The organism is Marinicella meishanensis (assembly GCF_019931145.1).
In the GTDB taxonomy this organism is placed as follows: domain Bacteria; phylum Pseudomonadota; class Gammaproteobacteria; order Xanthomonadales; family Marinicellaceae; genus Marinicella; species Marinicella meishanensis.
The window spans coordinates 192,265-208,437 of the sequence record NZ_JAIOUV010000002.1 but is presented as its reverse complement, the minus strand read 5'-3'; the positions used below and the strand labels follow the sequence as shown (position 1 = coordinate 208,437).

Here is a 16,173-nt window from a genome sequence, read left to right as displayed (position 1 = left end):
TGTGCGTTATGGCGGTGAAGCTGGGCTTCACTGATTGATGATTCAATAAAAATATGAGGCACCCATACCATGTTAGATGATTCCATTGCCAAGCAGTCCATCAACAGCATCCGCAGCAAAAAGCTGCACCTCAACCCCAACACCGAATTGACCGAACGCATCAAACTGCTGCAACGTGAAATGGTCAAACTGTCATTCCAAAAGAATCGCAAGGACGACATCAATCTGATTGTGGGCGAAATCAATCGCCTGCGACAACTGGCCAAAAACGCCTGAGCACACGCTGAGCCGCACCGCTCATCCATAAGAGTCGGTCATGGCTGGAGGGGGAGCCAGTCATGACCGGCTTTTGTGCCTGTATCACGGTAAGGCGCGCCAACACCCGTATGCAAGCGATTGCTCAAACCAAGGAAATAACAGAAAAGTAAATGGTGCCCAGGAGAGGACTTGAACCTCCACGGGGTTGCCCCCACCAGCACCTGAAGCTGGCGTGTCTACCAATTTCACCACCTGGGCCCAATGATTGCATGAAACAATCGTCAGAGGCGGGTATTCTACTTGATTGTTTGGCAGAAAAAAAGCCTTAAAAGCACAGTTTGTGCCATACCGCCTCAGGGGCTTTCATGCGGCCACAAAGCCATCATCGCCGCGATCATGCGGCGTGCCGGTTCCAGCCAGACCGACAGGATGTCTGCCGGGTAGTGTGCCGACAAATCAAGCTGTGCTTCGTGTTCCAGAATCAACCAGTCCAACAAAGGATGGCCTTGGCCGGCGAATTCCCAGTCAATGATGGTGGTGTTGGGGTGGTGGCCCAATAAATTCCCGGGGTTCAGATCGGAGTGATACAGCGTGTTGTTGGCCCGCCAAAAACCCAAAAAGTCCAATTTCTCAATGGTATCCAACAACACCAGAGCGGTTTGTTCTGGGGTGTTTTTCAGGTGTTTTAAATACAGCCGCAGGCGGTGATCCAGGCGGCTGGGCAGATATTCATAAGGCACTTGGTGCACCTGTTGCAGTTGGGTTTTGAGTGGGTTGAGGTGCTTGGGCGATTGCAGATCGGCTTGGGTCCAAGCGGGTTGATCGATGTATTCGGTGATCAAATATCCGGCCGCCGGGTCATTGTCAATCACCGTAGGGCCGATGCCCATGTCGGCCACTTGTTGCAGGATTTTCTTTTCTTGCTGGCGATCGATGCCCAAGGCGGCGCGGTTGATCCGCAACAGCCACACCCCGGCATCGGTGGTGACTTTGAAGATGTGGTTGCTGGAGCCGGATTGGATCGGTTGCCACTGACGCAGGCCGGCCCGTTGGATGGCCGGGATCTGTTGAATGCGTTTATGCCACTGATCGCTGGTTGACATAATGGCGGTTCCAATTGACGTAGCCGATGATGGTGAGGATCACGTACAAAGCAAACAAAGCCGCGGTCAAATACAAATCTTTGCTGGCAAACAAGTACACCGACAACACATTGATCACCAACCAATAGTGCCAGTTTTCCAACACCTTGTGGGCCACCATAACCGTGGCCAACACCGCAAAGCAGGTGGTGAAGGCATCCAGATAAGGCATGGCCGCCCCCCATTGACTGGTGGTATAACCGAGGATGGGCACGGCCATGGCGGTGCCGGCGATCAGGGCCAGGTGTTTGCGCAGTGGCCAACGCACGATTTCGCGGGGTTGCTGTTGTTGGCCTTGACGCCATTGGTACCAGCCGTAAACCGCCATCAGCAAATAATATACATTCAACAAAGATTCAGACAGCAGCGACACGCGGTGGAACAGGTATATGTAAATGGCGGTGCTGATGAAGGCAAACAGCCAGCACCAGATGTTTTCCTTGATGGCCAGTACCAAATACATGATGGCCGCCAGCACGGCCACCGCTTCGAAGTTGGATTGGGCCTGCCAGGCGGTCAGGATTTGGCTCCAGATTTCATGCATCGGGTGACAAATCTCCGTTCAATACTTTCAACATGAAGGCCGCTTTGGGGGTGTCGCGGTGGGCCCGTTGCATTTCGTCATGCAGGATGTCGAACACCCGGGAATAGTCACCAAACACCTGAGTGCTCATGGTGTTGCCGATGACTTGCAATTCTTCGTAGGCTTGTAAGCGCTCAATGAAGGCTTTGATGGGCGGGATGAAATCGGTGGCCAAAGGGTACATCGATATTTCAATGGAAACTTGCATGCATGACTCCTCAAAATTCAAAACGGGCGGTCACCCCAAAATGCCGCGGGTCGCCCAGGTGTTGATACAGTTTATCAGCATAATCGGGTGGTTCCAAACCGAAGAAGAAGCCACGCACGGCATAAGTTTCATCCAGCACGTTGCGGCCCCAGGCGAAGACTGACCAGGTGTTGGCCTGGTAGCCCACTTTGAGGTTCAGGATTTCGCGGCTGTCGGCGCGTTGGTCGTGCGAGTCAGAGAAGTAAAAACCATCGGCGCCATTGAGGTCAGCCCGGGCAAACCAACCGCTGTCACCGGCATAGCTGAGGCCCAGGTTAAAGGTGTAATCCGGGGCATGGGCCTGGGCACGGCCTGTGAAATCATCGTCCACCGTGACGTAATCAGAAAATGAGGCATCGAGCAAACCCAGCGAGCCATGCCAGGCCCAGTTGCGGTTGATTTGGTGATGCCAGTCGACTTCCAGGCCTTGGTTTTTGCCTGCGGCGGCATTGCCGGTGAAGAACACGAAGGTCAGGGGGTCGGTGGGGTCCTCTTGCACCGAGGTGCTGACTTGCATGTCTTGGCGTTTGGAATAAAAAGCGCTGAGGTTGAGGCTCAAGCGGTGCTCCAGCAGCAAGGCCTTCATCCCCACTTCCACATTCAACAAGTATTCAGGATCGTAGGCCCGGCGGCTGGCTGGCAGTGACGGACTCAAGTTGAAGCCGCCGGCTTTGTAACCGCGAGACACCGTGGCATACAAATTTTGTCGGTCATTGAGTTGGTGGTTGATGGAAATTTGGCCGCCAACCATGTCTTCATTGGGCGCCAGGTCCAGGCCGCCATTGTCTTGGTAATCGGCTTCGCGGGTTTCATAGCGCAAACCAGTGGTCAACACCGTTTGCGCGGTCAACTGGGTATCGAGTTGGGCAAATAGGGCCACAGTATCGGCTTCGAATTGGCTGTCGAAATCGCGGTACACCTCGCCATTGAAAAAGTCATCAATCACATTGTCCTCAGACCAACGGGCCCAGTACAAACCGGTCAACCAAGCGGTGGAACCGTTGAAAATTTCGGCACCGGGTTGGGAAACCAAGCGGAATTCTTGGGTCCAATGGCGGCGTTCGCGGTCGTTGTTGGAAGTGAAATCATAGGGTGCAAACTCGCCCCAGTAGGCGTCGTTGCCCCAATCACCATCGAAGAAATACTGGATGTCGGCATCGGTGTAACTGCTGATGCCGATGACGTCAAAGCCGCGGTCGGTGGTCACCGTGTTGCGCCAGCTGAAACCGACCGAGCGTTGGTCGTCAATGCCCAGGTCATCGGCGTGGGTGGTGAAGGTGTTCTCTGGGTTCCATTTGTCGAAACCGTTGTTGATGTCGACCAGCAGCAGGGTCAGGTCTGACTGCCAGTTGGCGGTGGCGGTGATGTGCAGCTTGCCGCGCAGCATGAATTCGTCCAACCGGTCGGTGTCATCGCGGTTGTAAAAATCATTGCGGCGAAAGCCGTCGCTGTTGTATTGGTGCAAGGCGAAGCGATAGGCGGCCCGTTCGGAATCCCCCACCGCGCCAGTGGCACTGAAGCCAGCCCCCCAAGTGCCGTGATCACCCACCGTGGTTTCCAGCTGATAGGCTTCGGCGAAACTGGGGTCCTGGCTGCGCACATAAATCAATCCCGCCAGGGCATTGGCGCCATAGCGGGTGCCTTGGGGACCGCGCAACACCTCGATTTGGGCCAAATCAAACAAGGTGGCAGCACCGCCAATGCCGGTGAAATCGATGTCATCGATGATGAAACCCACCGATGGGTTGGGTGCCCCTTCGTATTGCGAGCGTTCACCGATGCCGCGAATTTGAAAATATCGCGGGCGGCTGGTGGAGCCGGCCCAGTTGAGGTTGGGAACCAGGCCCATCACGTCCTGGAAGTGCTGGGTGCCGGCTTGTTGCAGGGTGGCATCGTCCAGCACCGTGACCGAAGTGGCCACCTCACGCACGGTGGTGTCGGCGCGCCAGTCAGCGGTGACGGTCAAATCATCCAATTGAGTGGGTTCGTCAGGATATGTGCTTTGGCCCCAGGCGGTGGTGGCGATGCCAGCCAGACTCAGCAGCAGGGCGGTGGATTTCAGTGGTGTTTTCATCAAGGATCTCTTATCAAAAGGTTTAATCAGAGACCCGGTTGGGGCGTGTCGAATTGAGTTTCCATTCCTACGCCGGCATTAACCGGATCAGGTTCTAAGGGTTTGTCAAAGACATCTCAGGCCCGCTTGGCCACCCCTTGGATGGCGGGCATTGTAGCAAATATGGGTGGTATGTGGAACCACAGCGTGGTGATTTTGAACTTTTCGTTGGACCAAAATTCTAAGCAACATGAAGAAATTGATATGGATATTAACCTTAATCTTATATGCAGAGACAGATGCTTTGGCAGTTTTGAGAACGCAAGTAAAGTTCCCAGAAAACATGCATCAAAAGTCAATTGATTTGGCACAATTAGTCGAGACATTTTCCCCTTATTTAAGAAATCTACCCAACAACTTCCATCATGACTGTTCAAACATTGATCAGGGGTTGGTATTCAGGTATGGGGCATCAACTGTCTACTCCAGGACCTTGTTTTGGTGGGATTTATATGAACATCCGTTGGAAGGCAAACGCTGCATCAAATATCACAGTAAAGGATCCAAATTCTTAACTCCAGTGGAAGCGCAAGTTTTGTATCACGTCAGTCGCTACAACTCTTGGCATGAACTGCCGTGGATGGCCCAAATCAAATTACGTTTTGATCTTTTTCAAAATTATTTTTGCAACATGGCAAGATTTCATCGCGCATCAGAAGTCAAAGAACACGTGATCGAATTCAATCTATGCTTTCAAGAGCGAACGGTCAGGGGCATGATGTTTGGTTCAAAAGCAGTCATTGAATTATGATTCTGTTATTTCAATATACAACCCCCTTTTGATTTGACACAACGAGCACTTCTCCCTTTTGGCATTCAACTTAAACTGGTCATGGATGGCATTAATTTGTAGAATGCACAGTGCACTCACCATCTGATCATTCATGCAAATTTTCAACGACATTCGCTTCGACAACCTCAAAGGGGACCTGTTTGGCGGTTTGACCGCGGCCATTGTGTCATTGCCTTTGGCCCTGGCTTTCGGTGTGGCCTCGGGGGCTGGGCCGGTGGCTGGCTTGTATGGGGCGGTGTTTGTCGGTTTGTTTGCGGCTTTGTTTGGCGGTACGCCGACGTTGATTTCAGAACCCACTGGGCCGATGACCGTGGTGATGACCGCGGTGTTGACCTCTTTGATTGCCAACAACCCCGATCAAGGGTTGGCCATGGCCTTCACCGTGGTGATGATTGCGGGCCTGTTTCAGATCACCCTGGGGGCTTTGAAACTGGGCAAATACATCACTCTGATGCCTTACAGCGTGGTGTCGGGGTTCATGTCAGGCATCGGGGTGATTTTGATCCTGCTACAACTGGCTCCGTTTTTGGGCCAAGCCACACCGCCTGGTGGGGTCAGTGCCACTTTGTTTGCCTTGCCGGATTTGTGGGCCAACATCCAGCCGGCTGAAACCATCCTGGGGGTGATCACCCTGGTGGTGTTGTTTTTGGTGCCCAAACGTTGGGCCCATTTCATGCCACCGCCGTTGTTGGCATTGATCATTGGCACCGTGATTTCATTGTGGTTTTTTGCCGATGTGGACATCCGCCGCATCGGCGTGATCCCCTTGGGCTTGCCGGAACTGGTGGTGCCCACCTTCACCGCCGAGCAAATCACTTCCATGATCCTCGATGGCATCGTCTTGGGCACCTTGGGTTGCATCGATGCCTTATTGACCGCGGTGATCTCTGACAGTTTGACCCGCCAGGAACACAAGTCCGACAAGGAGTTGGTCGGTCAAGGCGTGGGCAATCTGGTGTCTGGCTTGTTCGGTGGTTTGCCGGGCGCTGGGGCCACCATGGGCACGGTGGTCAACATCCAGACCGGGGCCCGCTCGGCTTTGTCCGGGGTGTTTCGGGCGCTGGTGTTGTTGGTGGTGATCATGGGCGCGGCGAAACTGACCGAAAGCATTCCGTTGGCGGTGTTGGCGGGGATTGCCATGAAAGTCGGGGTCAACATCCTGGATTGGAGTTTTGTGAAACGCGCGCACCGGGTCAACTGGCAGGCCGCCGGCATCATGTACGGGGTGATGTTGTTGACCATTTTTGTCGACTTGATTGTGGCGGTCGGCATTGGCGTGTTCATTGCCAACATCATCACCATCGAACAACTCAGTCGCTTGCAGTCGCAGAACGTCAAATCCATCACCGACTCAGATGACCGCATTTCGCTGAACGCCGAGGAAAAGGCCCTGCTCAAAGCGGCCAAGGACCAGGTGTTGTTGATGTACTTGAGTGGACCGATGATTTTTGGTGTGTCCAAGGCCATTGCCCGCGAACACCGGGCGATCAGCAAATACCCCTGTGTGTTGCTGGACCTCAGCGATGTGCCGCACATGGACACCACGGTGTCTTTGGCGATTGAGAACGTGATCAAGGAAGCGGTTGAACTGGAGCGTCAGGTGTACATGGTGAAGCCGGGTAAGCAGGCGTTTGAAACCCTGGAAAAATTGGGCGTGTTTGAAATGATGCCGTTGGCGCATGTGCACCAGGATCGACAAGGGGCGCTGCAAATGGCCTTGCAACACCTGTCACCGTCAAGCGCCAACGATTCGGCGTGATGGCCAACGTGCAGGCGCCTCAAAACCATGTATAACACCTCCACGCCACAACACCGTTGGGTGGTGCTGGCCCTGTGGGCTTTGTCAGTGCTGCCTTGGTTTTGGTCGACCACCCATTTGGACATCGCCCGCGACCTGGTGCATGCCAATGCCATCGCCCAAGGTCAATTCATTGGCCGCGGTCCGATCATCGGTGGCTTGTTTTATTTGGCCCCTTATTGGTTTTATGCGGTTGCCTTACCGTTGATTTTTGGCCTGGGTTGGCTGGCAGGCCTGTTGTGGATTGCGGTGTTGGCCGGTCTGAAATTTCCTTTGGCTTACCATTACTTCAACCGCCAGGGCAACCCCCGGGCTGGCTTGATCGCTTGCTGTTTGTTGTTTTGGCTGGGTTGGGTGCAGCACCAGTGGTTGGTCCCCACCCACACCGTGATGGCGCCGGCTGCGGCGTTGGCGTTGTTGCTCGTCTTTACGCATTTGGCCGAACAAATGACGCGATGGAAAATGACCTTGGCCGGGGCCTTCTTCGGTCTGTGTTTTCATGCCCATCCGACCATCTTGCCGATGGGCGTGTTGGTGTTTTGGTCCTTGCATCAACACAATTTGTCCTGGGGGCCGTACCTGCAACGGCTGCTGGGCTTTGCCCTGGCGGCTTTGCTGGTGGTGACACCGATCTTGTTTTTGTCCCAATCCGGTGAAGTGACCTACACCCCCAGCACCTTCATGGCCTACCTCAGCGGCTTAGAGGTGTGGCAGTTGCTGCAAAAAGTGCCGTTGGTGTTCCAAGAGATATTCTGGGGTGAATTTGGCTACCTCACCAAAGTCAATCCGACCGCTGATGTTTGGGTGTTTGATGCACTGCGGTGGTTGTTGGTGTTGGCCATCTTGCTGCTGGGTTACATGGTGCTGCGGCACGGCACGGTGGTGTGGCAACGACAAAAACACCTGCTGCTGACTTGGTTGGTGATGGTGGCCTTTGTCTTTGTGATCCGCGAGCAAGTCACCTTCTACATGATCTGGGCCGCGTCCACGGTGTTGGTGGTGTTGTTGGCCTCGGTGTTGAGCCAGGCCCGCTTCAAGCCAACGGTGTGCTTTATCATGGGTTTCAGCGTGTTGCATTGGCTGTTGTTGGCCTTGTTGTTGGTGCACCACCAGCACCAGGGCAGCACCCATTTTGACTTCGCCCGCATGTATGGGTTCTCGCAGGACAACCGCAGCGCCACGCCGGTGTACATGATTTCAGCGGGGGATCGCGATGCCATCGCCCGGTTGAATTGTGCGGCTGATCAGCCGGTGATTCACGGGGCTTTGTTGAATAATTTGGTGTTCGATTACCAAGGCGGTGAACGGTTGCATTGTCCCGCACAAAAACCGCGCTTGGCCGGTACCCAAGGCAGTCGGCACCTGACCTTCTTACCGGTGGCCATGGCCACAACTTTGGGCTTGACAGCCGGCACCCGCATCGGTGGCATTCAATACCAACCCAGCCAGCCGCTGTACCCACCCGAACCGATTGCCATCGGCACCGATTTTCAGACCTATCTGCCGCGCAATGACTGGCTTGACCAGAGCAGTGAACACAGCCTGGCGGTGTCCCTGACTTGTCAGCAGCTGTTGGTGGTGCACCACGCCTTTCATTTTTTGGCACCGATGCCGGAGGTGGTGGTGCAGCAAGATCAAATTGCTGTTGCGCCACTGGCCTTCAATGCCAATACCCGGGTCTATGGCTGTGAGTCCGAGGCTGCCAACCCTTTTGAGCTGGTGGTCACCCTGCGCGGTCGCGGCGTGCCGAACATGGATGTGACGGTGCTGGATCGGCCTTAAGCCGGGGTTTGTTGTTGGCCCCTGCGGGCCCATTTTTGCCAGCCGGCTTTGGCCAGTTTCATCAACGGTTGTTCGATGATCCGGTAGTGCAGCACGCTGTACAGCAGGATCAACGACAGCATCACCACAAAGGCCAGTTCTTGCCAGGGCAGGGTGCCGGTCAGCCAGCCAATGAAGCCCAGTTCTTTGGCCATGAATATCAACGGAATGTGGGCCAAGTAAATGCTGTAAGAAGCCCCGCCCAGCCATTTTGACAGGCGTGGGGTCAGTTGGGTGCCGCGGTGTTCCAGCTCCACCATGCAGGCCACCAGCAACACCGACACCACCCCAAACACCAACACCCGTTGCGGTAAAAAATAACCTTGGGTCAAGGAGCCGGTGGGCATGATGTGGGTTTTTTGATACCACAGACCCAAGACAAACCAAACCAGGGCCAGCAACAAACCGGTTTTGACCCAGGGGATGCGGCGCTGTTGAAAATACATGCCAATCAAACAGCCACTGAGGAACTCCAGACAAAAGGGCGAAGTCATGAAGGTCAGGTAAAAAGGGATGTAGGGAAAATTGTCGATGGCATAGATGTCATGAGCCCAAATGTGGTAGCCCTGAATCAAGACCAACATGCCCATCAACAGCCCAATGGTCGGTTTCAACCAAGCCCTGGGCAGCAGCAACAAAGCCGCAAACCACAGGTAGAAATACAGCTCATAAGTCAACGTCCAGGCTATCGGCAGCAACAATTTGTGGATGCCAATTTGGGTCAAGAAGAAGGAGCCGGTCAAATCCACACTGTCCAGCCGCGCTGGCGCCAACCAGAAGACCAGGCCCAGGATCAACAAGAAATAAGGCCAGTAGCCGAAATAAATGCGGGTCGCCCGGTTGTAAATGAAGTGCCCGGTGGTCGGTGGCTGGGCTTTGCTTTGGGTCGAGATCCAGATCACATAGCCACTGATCACAAAGAACACATCGACCCCGGCATAAGCAAACTCGGAGAACCAAGCAAACAATTCAGGCCATTGCCATTGTTGTCGGTTGAAGTGCGGGATCAGGTGAAACACCGCCACCAAAGTGGCCGCCATGGCACGCAAAAATTGGATGTTGATGTACTGCTGCACGGGGCTCAAGTTCTGCTCGAAAGGGGCAGTTTACTACCAATGGCGGTGGATTGATAGACAGCCGTCATGGGGTGGTGTCCCTGACGGCCAACAATTGGGCGGTGATGCTGATGGCGATTTCCGCCGGCACGTCATCGCCCAGGGGCAAACCGATGGGACAATGAATCCGCTCAATCCATTCGGGTCGAATGCCGCGTTGGCGCAGGTCTTTTTTCAAGATGGCGGCTTTGGAGTCACTGCCAATCACGCCGATGTAGGGTGGGCAGTGGTGGTGCATGGCCTGGGCCAGGATTTCGGCATCTTCACAATGGCCTTGGGTGACGGCGATGAGGTAGGCTTCTGGCGGCAGCTCGGCCACCAACTCGGCGGTGACGCGTTGGTTGATTTTGACCAAAGCCGGGGAGTCAGGCAGGCGGTCCAACCAGTCGCGGCGGGCATCGATGCAGTGCACCCGACACGGCAGGGTCAACAACAAGGGAATCAAGGCTTGGGCCACATGCCCGGCACCAAACACCACGATGTGCCAGTGGTCGTGGACCACGCATTCAAAAAACAACTGCACCACACCGCCGCAGGACATGCCGATGTCCTGCTGTAAATTCAAGGTCAGGGTGTCGGTGCATTTGTTGCCGCCATCTTGCAACATGCGCTGGGCGTGTTGAATGGCAAAGCGTTCCAATTTACCGCCGCCGATGGTGCCTTCCAGGGGGCTGTCCTGGCAGTCCGCGGTGACCAGCATTTTGGCCCCCGGTTCCTGTGGCGCGCTGCCTTGCATGTTGATCACCACCACCGAGACGAAGTCGATGCGTTGTTCTATCAGCGATTGCACATGGCGGTGGTGCAGCAGATGGCGGCTCATGGCTGGTCGGTCAAGCCCCCAGACAGCAGGGAGAGGATGGCTTCGTGGGTGGCTGGAATGGCCAGTTTGGAGGTGTCGGACCAGCCAGCTTCGCGCAAGGCGTCTTTGATCGCGCACCACACACTCAAGCCCAACAGCAGGGGCGGCTCACCCACCGCTTTGCTGCCGCGGATGTTCATTTCGTTGCGGTGGTTTTCGATGAAATCAATGTTGAATTCACGCGGCATGTCATGGATGCTGGGAATTTTATAGGTGGTCGGTGAATGCGACAACAGTTGACCGTTGGCGTCATAATACAGCTGTTCGCTGGTGACCCAGCCCATGCCCTGGACAAAGCCGCCGGCGGTTTGGCCATGGTCAATGCCGTCACAGATTAAGCGACCCAAATCCATCAAAATGTCGCTGCGCAACACCTTGACCTCCCCGGTGAACAGGTCGAGGCTGACTTCCGAAGCCGCCACCCCATTGGTGAAATATAAGAACGGCCGACCTTGCCCGGTGGCAGGGTCAAAATGAATGTCCGGGGTGCGGTAATGGCCATAATCGCTGAGGCTGATGCGATTCAAATACGCCACCTTGACCACTTCTTTGAAGGGCATGGTTTGGTCGGGTTCCAGCGGGTTGATCAATAAGCCGTCCCTGAATTCAACTGCTGAGGTGTCGATGCCCGGTTGGATGCTCAACTCTTGGCTGGGACTGGGCACGAAGCCATGCCACAGTTGCAGCGCGATGTTGGCCAGACGTCTGGTGATCTTCTGGCAGGCGATGTGCGCCGCCGAACCGTTGATGTCACTGCCACTGGAGGCGGCCGTGGCTGAGGTGTTGGCGTTCTTTTCGGTGGAGGTTGGCATCATCCTCACATCATGGGGATCAATCCCCAGCGCCTCGCTGACGATTTGGCGGATTTTGCTGTTCACCCCTTGGCCCATTTCGGTAGCGCCGGTGGACACTTGCACGGTGCCATCCAGGTGCACATTGACCAGGGCGTTGCCTTGATTCAAAAACCGCGTGGTGAAGGAGATGCCAAACTTCACGGCGGTCAAGGCCAGGCCTTTGACGAGGTGTCGGGAGGTCTGGTTAAACTGCTGTAACTCGGTGCGGCGTTGGCGGTATGCCGACGATGCCACCAATTGATCAAACAATTCAGGCAACACATTGTGGGCCACGGTTTGGCCATAGGGGGTGGTGCTGTGTTCGCCGCGGTAACAATTGGCCAGCCGCACATCCAAGGCATCCAGCTGCAAATGGGCGGCGATTTCTTCCATGATGTGCTCAATCACCGCCGCCCCTTGCGGGCCACCAAAGCCCCGAAAGGCGGTGTGCGGGTGGGTGTGGGTGCGGCCGATGGTGCCAGTGATCAGGGCATGTGGCAGGTCATAGGCGTTGTCGACGTGGAACATGGCCCGCTGCAAAATGGCCGGGGTCAGGTCCAGATAGGCGCCGCCATCGGTGAAAAAATCGACTTGCAGGGCCTGGATGCGTCCGGCCTCATCGAAGGCCACCCGGTAGTCACTGGCAAAGGGGTGGCGTTTGCCGGTGGCGATCATGTCATCGTCTTTGTTCAACACCAAGCGGGCCGGACGGCCGGTCTGTTGGGTCACCAAGGCGGCCAGGGTGGCATAGTGAGCCGATTGTGATTCTTTGCCGCCGAAACCACCGCCCATGCGTTTCACGGTGGCCACCACCTGGTGTTGTTGCAAACCCAAGGCGTGGGCCACCACATGTTGCACTTCGGTGGGGTGTTGGGCCGACACATGCACGTGTAAGCAGCCATTTTCCTCTGGATAAACGATGGCTGCTTGTGACTCCAGGTAAAACTGTTCCTGGCCACCGTTGATGAATTCACCTTGCAGTTGGTGTGGGGCCAGTGGCCACTGGGCATCGACCTGGCCTTTGTTGAGGCGGTAAGTTTGACCCATCAGGTGTTGCTGTTGCTTGGCGGCGTGGATGTCCAGCACCGCCGGTGCCGGTTTGATCTCCATGACAATCAAGGCTTGGGCCGCTTTGGCCGCTGGCATCGACTCTGCGGCAATCACCAGGATCGGTTCACCGACGTAATTGACCTCGTCAGCGGCCAACAATGGCTGGTCTTGCACGATGGAGCCCCAGCGGTTGTGCGCCAGATCGCGGTGGCTGTAAATGCCGTGTACGCCGTCTACTTGGCTGGCTGCAGCCACATCAATTTGGGTGATGTGGCCATGGGCCACGGTTGAGTAAACCACCAGCACCTGCAGTTCGCCGGCTTGACGGGGGCGGTCATCAATGAATTCAGAGGTGCCGGTGACGTGGCCAAGGGCCGAATCATGCGGTGGGTCTTTAAACGCCATGCTTCGCCTCCGGGGTTGGGGCCCTGGCATCACCCAGTTCCAACATGAATTTGCGCCACAAGTTACTGACCAACTGAGAGCGAAATGCGGCACTGCCCCGCACATCCGACAAAGGTTTGACCTGGGCGGCCAATTGTTGGCCCAATGCTTGTTGGCTGTCGTCGCTGGTCAGTTCGGTGACCGAGCGGCCGATCAACAGTTGTTCAAATTCTGGCAACCGCAAGGCGGTGGCGGCCACCCCGCCCAGGGCGATGGCGGCGTGTTCGACCCGCTGTTCGGCATCCAAGGTCAGCAGCATGGCGGTGGAGACACAACTGATGTCCAAATCACGGCGTTGTGACACTTTATACAAGCGCAAAAAGCCCTCAGCGGGACGGTGGGGGATGTCGATGTGGGTGATCAATTCGTCTTCTTGGCGATTGAACTGCTTGTAGCCCTGGTAATAGTCATTGAGTTTGACCTGACGGGATTGGGTTGGACCTTGGAGGGTCAGCGTCGCATCCAGGGCCAACAACCAAGGCAGGTTGTCGCCGATGGGTGAGCCGTTGGCCACGTTGCCCACCAAGGTGGCATTGTTCTTGATCTGTGGTGAGGCAAAAATGTGCATGAACTGGGCCCACTCCGGCTGGACTTCAGCCAAGGCCTCTTCCAGGGCATGCAAGGTCACCCGCGCGCCAACCCGGGTGTGTTGGTCATTGATGTCGATGCGGTGCATGGCCGGGATCAAATTCAAACTGATGGCCCGTTGTTCAGACCAATGGCCTTTGTTGTGTTGCACCCCCAAATCGGTGGCGGCGGCGAACACCTGTCCGCCGTCGCTTAAGGCGGCTGCGGCAGCGGTCGCCGTGGTGGGGCTGACAAAGCGGTGCGGCGCCTGCTCGAGGTGCACCGCTTGGGTGGTGTGTTGCAACAGGTCTTGATGCACGCTGGCCGGGTGGTAATGGTCTTTGATCGACAGGCAAGCCTGGGTGTCGGTTTGGCCCATGGCCTGAATGATTGACAGGTAACCGGTGCAGCGACAGAGGTTGCCGGTGAGGTAATTTTTCGCTTGTTGGGTGCTGATCTGACAGCCCGGCCCGCGGTGTTCAATCATGCCAGCGGCGGCCATCACAAAGCCCGGGGTACAAAAACCGCATTGGGTGGCCTGGGCTTTGATCATGGCGCTTTGCACCGGGTGTAAGTCACCCTCGCTGGGCAGGCCCTCAATGGTGATGATGTGGCAGCAGTCCAAGCCGTGCATGAACTGAATGCATGCATTGATCACCCGGTACTCAACGGCATCGGCTTTGGTCTCGGGTTTGACGGCCCCGACCAGCACACTGCAAGCGCCACAATCGCCTTCGGCACAGACCACTTTGGTGCCAGTCAGGTGGCGTTCATACCGCAGGTAATCGGACAAGGTCATGAACACCTCGGCCCCCCGCAACTCACGGCGTTGGCCGTTGAGGTAGATCAGGATGTGATCACGCGATGCGGTCATGTCATGCCAGCCCCAATCATGCTTTCATCTGGGCGGTGCGGTTTTGCACGATCTTGAGGAATGATTTGCCGCGCAGTTCAGCCAGGGTCAAACCGGTTTGTTCGATCTCTTGTTCGCTGATGGCGCCACAATTCAAGGCCCGCAGAAAATAATTCAACAAACCTTGGCCGGTGGCGGCATCGTCGAACACATCGCCGACCAAGGTGGCTTGGGCGGCCTTGTCGATGAAATTCTTCAATCGCACCGAGGCAGCTTCCAGGCTGGAGAGGAAGAAGGCGTAATTGGCGGCATAGCGGATCGGAATTTGTCCGGGATGCAAATCCCAACCCTGGTAATAGGCCATGTTCAAAGAGCGGGTGATGTGGGCGAAGCTCAAGCGCCAGGCTTCTTGCACCGTGGCCGCATCGCCAATCGGCATGATGCTGGTGGCGCCATCGGACAACCACACCCCGGTGCCGGCAAAAGCCAGTTTCATCATTTGTAGGGCGAAATCACAACTGGGGTGATCCATGGTCTGTAAGGCCGCGGTGATGTCAAAACTGGCGGTGTAATCATAGGTGCCAAAATGCGCCCCGCGACATCGGCCAGCGGTTGCCTGGTGAATTAACGGCAGGTGACACACGCCGTCTTGTGACAGCAGCGCTTGGGTGTTTTCCACCATGATTTCAATCGTGGTGCTGCCGGCGGCCAGCCCCAGCCGCTCTTCCAGGTGGTCCAACAACCGCACCAAGGCCGTGACTTGCTCCGGAATCAGCACTTTGGGCAGGGTCACCACGAAATTTTCGGGCAGTTGGTCGCCGTGGTGGTGTACCAGGGTGCTGAGAAACAGGTCCAAGGTGCGGGCACTGCGCCCGCGCAGTTCTTCGTTGAACGGTTTGATGCGAATGCCCATGAAAGGAGCAGCACTGCCTTGTTGGTAAGCCAGGGCCAATTGTTCCGCCGCATAGACGGCGGTGGCGTCTTCCTCGGCATCCGGGCGGTTGCCATAACCGTCTTCAAAATCGATGCGAAAATCTTCCACCGCGCGCTTTTGCAGGCGTTCGGTCACCCGTTGATGGATTTGTTGCCACAAAGCCGGATCACCGCCAGGCTGCAACACCGCGGCCAAATGCCCGCCATCGGGCGCATGTTGCTGCCAAAACTGCAGGGCCAACTGGCCGATTTTTTGGGTCGATCCCGCTTTGAACAACTGCGCGCCGCCGTACAAGGTGTGAATCGGCTGCAAGGCTTCGCGGTCGCCGGGATAGGCTTGCTGGTAACGCCGGTTGGCGACCGACAAATCGGCAAAAATCTGCTGTAACTGTTGCGGGTCTGTGCTGGTCGACATCAACTGCCTCGGTAGGTTGAAAAACTGAATGGGCTGAGCAACAACGGCACGTGGTAATGCGCTTGTGCATCGGTGACCCGAAATGGGATGCTGACCACAGGGAAAAATCCCTGGCCCTGGTGGTAGTCGTCCACCGCAAAGGTGATGATGAATTCACCGGCTTGCATGGCCGTTGAAAAATGGTCCTCTGACCAATCCATGATGCGGCCGTCTACATCGGTGGTGCCTTGGGCAATCAACACCGGGCCTTGGGCGGATTGTCGTTCCAGTCTGACCGCGATGCCAGCGGCGGGTTGGCCCAGGGCGGTGTCCAATACGTGTGTGGTGATGGGGCTCATGCTTTGCCTCG

The 16,173-nt window shown here is 56.0% G+C and carries 14 protein-coding genes, 1 tRNA gene and 1 riboswitch; of the genes, 4 read left to right on the top strand and 11 right to left on the bottom strand.

The features are described 5' to 3' along the window. Window positions 1-69 precede the first annotated feature (69 nt). Window positions 70-276, top strand: coding sequence for a hypothetical protein (locus K7G70_RS03430; RefSeq protein ID WP_223787200.1), 207 nt, complete (start codon window positions 70-72; stop codon window positions 274-276). Between the two features lie 153 nt (window positions 277-429). Here the strand turns inward: K7G70_RS03430 and K7G70_RS03425 are convergent. The 5 genes from K7G70_RS03425 to K7G70_RS03405 form a co-directional block, all read right to left on the bottom strand. After that, window positions 430-516, bottom strand: a tRNA-Leu gene (locus tag K7G70_RS03425). Between the two features lie 95 nt (window positions 517-611). After that, entirely contained in the window at window positions 612-1,361 is a 750-nt protein-coding gene (locus tag K7G70_RS03420; protein WP_223787199.1) for a choline/ethanolamine kinase family protein, read from the bottom strand. Further along, on the bottom strand, window positions 1,336-1,944 hold the full coding sequence (gene pnuC, locus K7G70_RS03415; protein WP_223787198.1) for a nicotinamide riboside transporter PnuC: 609 nt from the start codon (window positions 1,942-1,944) through the stop codon (window positions 1,336-1,338). The genes K7G70_RS03420 and pnuC overlap by 26 nt, the downstream gene beginning before the upstream one ends. Next, on the bottom strand, window positions 1,937-2,191 hold the full coding sequence (locus K7G70_RS03410; protein WP_223787197.1) for a YkoF family thiamine/hydroxymethylpyrimidine-binding protein: 255 nt from the start codon (window positions 2,189-2,191) through the stop codon (window positions 1,937-1,939). Before K7G70_RS03410 ends, pnuC begins: the two co-directional genes overlap by 8 nt. Before the next feature lie 10 nt (window positions 2,192-2,201). Next, window positions 2,202-4,304 carry a TonB-dependent receptor gene (locus tag K7G70_RS03405; RefSeq protein ID WP_223787196.1) on the bottom strand — a complete coding sequence of 701 codons (2,103 nt, stop codon included), beginning with the start codon at window positions 4,302-4,304 and terminating at the stop codon, window positions 2,202-2,204. 47 nt (window positions 4,305-4,351) lie between these two features. Beyond that, window positions 4,352-4,452, bottom strand: a riboswitch (TPP riboswitch). 81 nt (window positions 4,453-4,533) lie between these two features. Between K7G70_RS03405 and K7G70_RS03400 the strand changes: the two genes are divergently transcribed. The 3 genes from K7G70_RS03400 (at window position 4,534) to K7G70_RS03390 (ending at window position 8,716) form a co-directional block, all read left to right on the top strand. Continuing rightward, complete coding sequence (locus K7G70_RS03400; protein ID WP_223787195.1) at window positions 4,534-5,094, top strand: hypothetical protein; 561 nt, start codon at window positions 4,534-4,536, stop codon at window positions 5,092-5,094. 133 nt (window positions 5,095-5,227) lie between these two features. Next, window positions 5,228-6,895 (top strand): bicarbonate transporter BicA, encoded by a 1,668-nt coding sequence (gene bicA / locus K7G70_RS03395; protein ID WP_223787194.1) that lies wholly within the window; start codon window positions 5,228-5,230, stop codon window positions 6,893-6,895. A gap of 27 nt (window positions 6,896-6,922) precedes the next feature. Then, window positions 6,923-8,716, top strand: coding sequence for a hypothetical protein (locus tag K7G70_RS03390; RefSeq protein WP_223787193.1), 1,794 nt, complete (start codon window positions 6,923-6,925; stop codon window positions 8,714-8,716). Here the strand turns inward: K7G70_RS03390 and K7G70_RS03385 are convergent. The 6 genes from K7G70_RS03385 to uraH all read right to left on the bottom strand — a co-directional run bounded on the left by K7G70_RS03385 (window position 8,713) and on the right by uraH (window position 16,162). Next, window positions 8,713-9,831, bottom strand: a complete 1,119-nt coding sequence (locus K7G70_RS03385) for an acyltransferase family protein (protein ID WP_223787192.1) — start codon at window positions 9,829-9,831, stop codon at window positions 8,713-8,715. The two genes, K7G70_RS03390 and K7G70_RS03385, sit on opposite strands and share 4 nt — an antisense overlap. Before the next feature lie 64 nt (window positions 9,832-9,895). Next, window positions 9,896-10,690, bottom strand: a complete 795-nt coding sequence (xdhC, locus tag K7G70_RS03380; protein ID WP_223787191.1) for a xanthine dehydrogenase accessory protein XdhC — start codon at window positions 10,688-10,690, stop codon at window positions 9,896-9,898. After that, window positions 10,687-13,017: a xanthine dehydrogenase molybdopterin binding subunit gene (gene xdhB / locus K7G70_RS03375; protein ID WP_223787190.1), complete on the bottom strand. Its 2,331-nt coding sequence runs from the start codon at window positions 13,015-13,017 to the stop codon at window positions 10,687-10,689. Before xdhB ends, xdhC begins: the two co-directional genes overlap by 4 nt. After that, entirely contained in the window at window positions 13,007-14,497 is a 1,491-nt protein-coding gene (locus tag K7G70_RS03370; protein ID WP_223787189.1) for an FAD binding domain-containing protein, read from the bottom strand. Before K7G70_RS03370 ends, xdhB begins: the two co-directional genes overlap by 11 nt. A gap of 16 nt (window positions 14,498-14,513) precedes the next feature. Beyond that, on the bottom strand, window positions 14,514-15,824 hold the full coding sequence (locus tag K7G70_RS03365) for a DUF6986 family protein (protein ID WP_223787188.1): 1,311 nt from the start codon (window positions 15,822-15,824) through the stop codon (window positions 14,514-14,516). Beyond that, entirely contained in the window at window positions 15,824-16,162 is a 339-nt protein-coding gene (uraH, locus tag K7G70_RS03360) for a hydroxyisourate hydrolase (protein ID WP_223787187.1), read from the bottom strand. The genes K7G70_RS03365 and uraH overlap by 1 nt, the downstream gene beginning before the upstream one ends. Between the last annotated feature and the right edge of the window lie 11 nt (window positions 16,163-16,173).

Coding starts and splice junctions, on each gene's coding strand:
- bicA (WP_223787194.1), top strand. CDS start 5,228: ATGCAAATTTTCAACGACATTCGCTTCGACAACCTCAAAGGGGACCTG.
- pnuC (WP_223787198.1), bottom strand. CDS start 1,944: ATGCATGAAATCTGGAGCCAAATCCTGACCGCCTGGCAGGCCCAATCC.
- xdhB (WP_223787190.1), bottom strand. CDS start 13,017: ATGGCGTTTAAAGACCCACCGCATGATTCGGCCCTTGGCCACGTCACC.
- K7G70_RS03365 (WP_223787188.1), bottom strand. CDS start 15,824: ATGTCGACCAGCACAGACCCGCAACAGTTACAGCAGATTTTTGCCGAT.
- K7G70_RS03370 (WP_223787189.1), bottom strand. CDS start 14,497: ATGACCGCATCGCGTGATCACATCCTGATCTACCTCAACGGCCAACGC.
- K7G70_RS03400 (WP_223787195.1), top strand. CDS start 4,534: ATGAAGAAATTGATATGGATATTAACCTTAATCTTATATGCAGAGACA.
- K7G70_RS03420 (WP_223787199.1), bottom strand. CDS start 1,361: ATGTCAACCAGCGATCAGTGGCATAAACGCATTCAACAGATCCCGGCC.
- K7G70_RS03430 (WP_223787200.1), top strand. CDS start 70: ATGTTAGATGATTCCATTGCCAAGCAGTCCATCAACAGCATCCGCAGC.
- K7G70_RS03410 (WP_223787197.1), bottom strand. CDS start 2,191: ATGCAAGTTTCCATTGAAATATCGATGTACCCTTTGGCCACCGATTTC.
- uraH (WP_223787187.1), bottom strand. CDS start 16,162: ATGAGCCCCATCACCACACACGTATTGGACACCGCCCTGGGCCAACCC.
- K7G70_RS03390 (WP_223787193.1), top strand. CDS start 6,923: ATGTATAACACCTCCACGCCACAACACCGTTGGGTGGTGCTGGCCCTG.
- K7G70_RS03405 (WP_223787196.1), bottom strand. CDS start 4,304: ATGAAAACACCACTGAAATCCACCGCCCTGCTGCTGAGTCTGGCTGGC.
- xdhC (WP_223787191.1), bottom strand. CDS start 10,690: ATGAGCCGCCATCTGCTGCACCACCGCCATGTGCAATCGCTGATAGAA.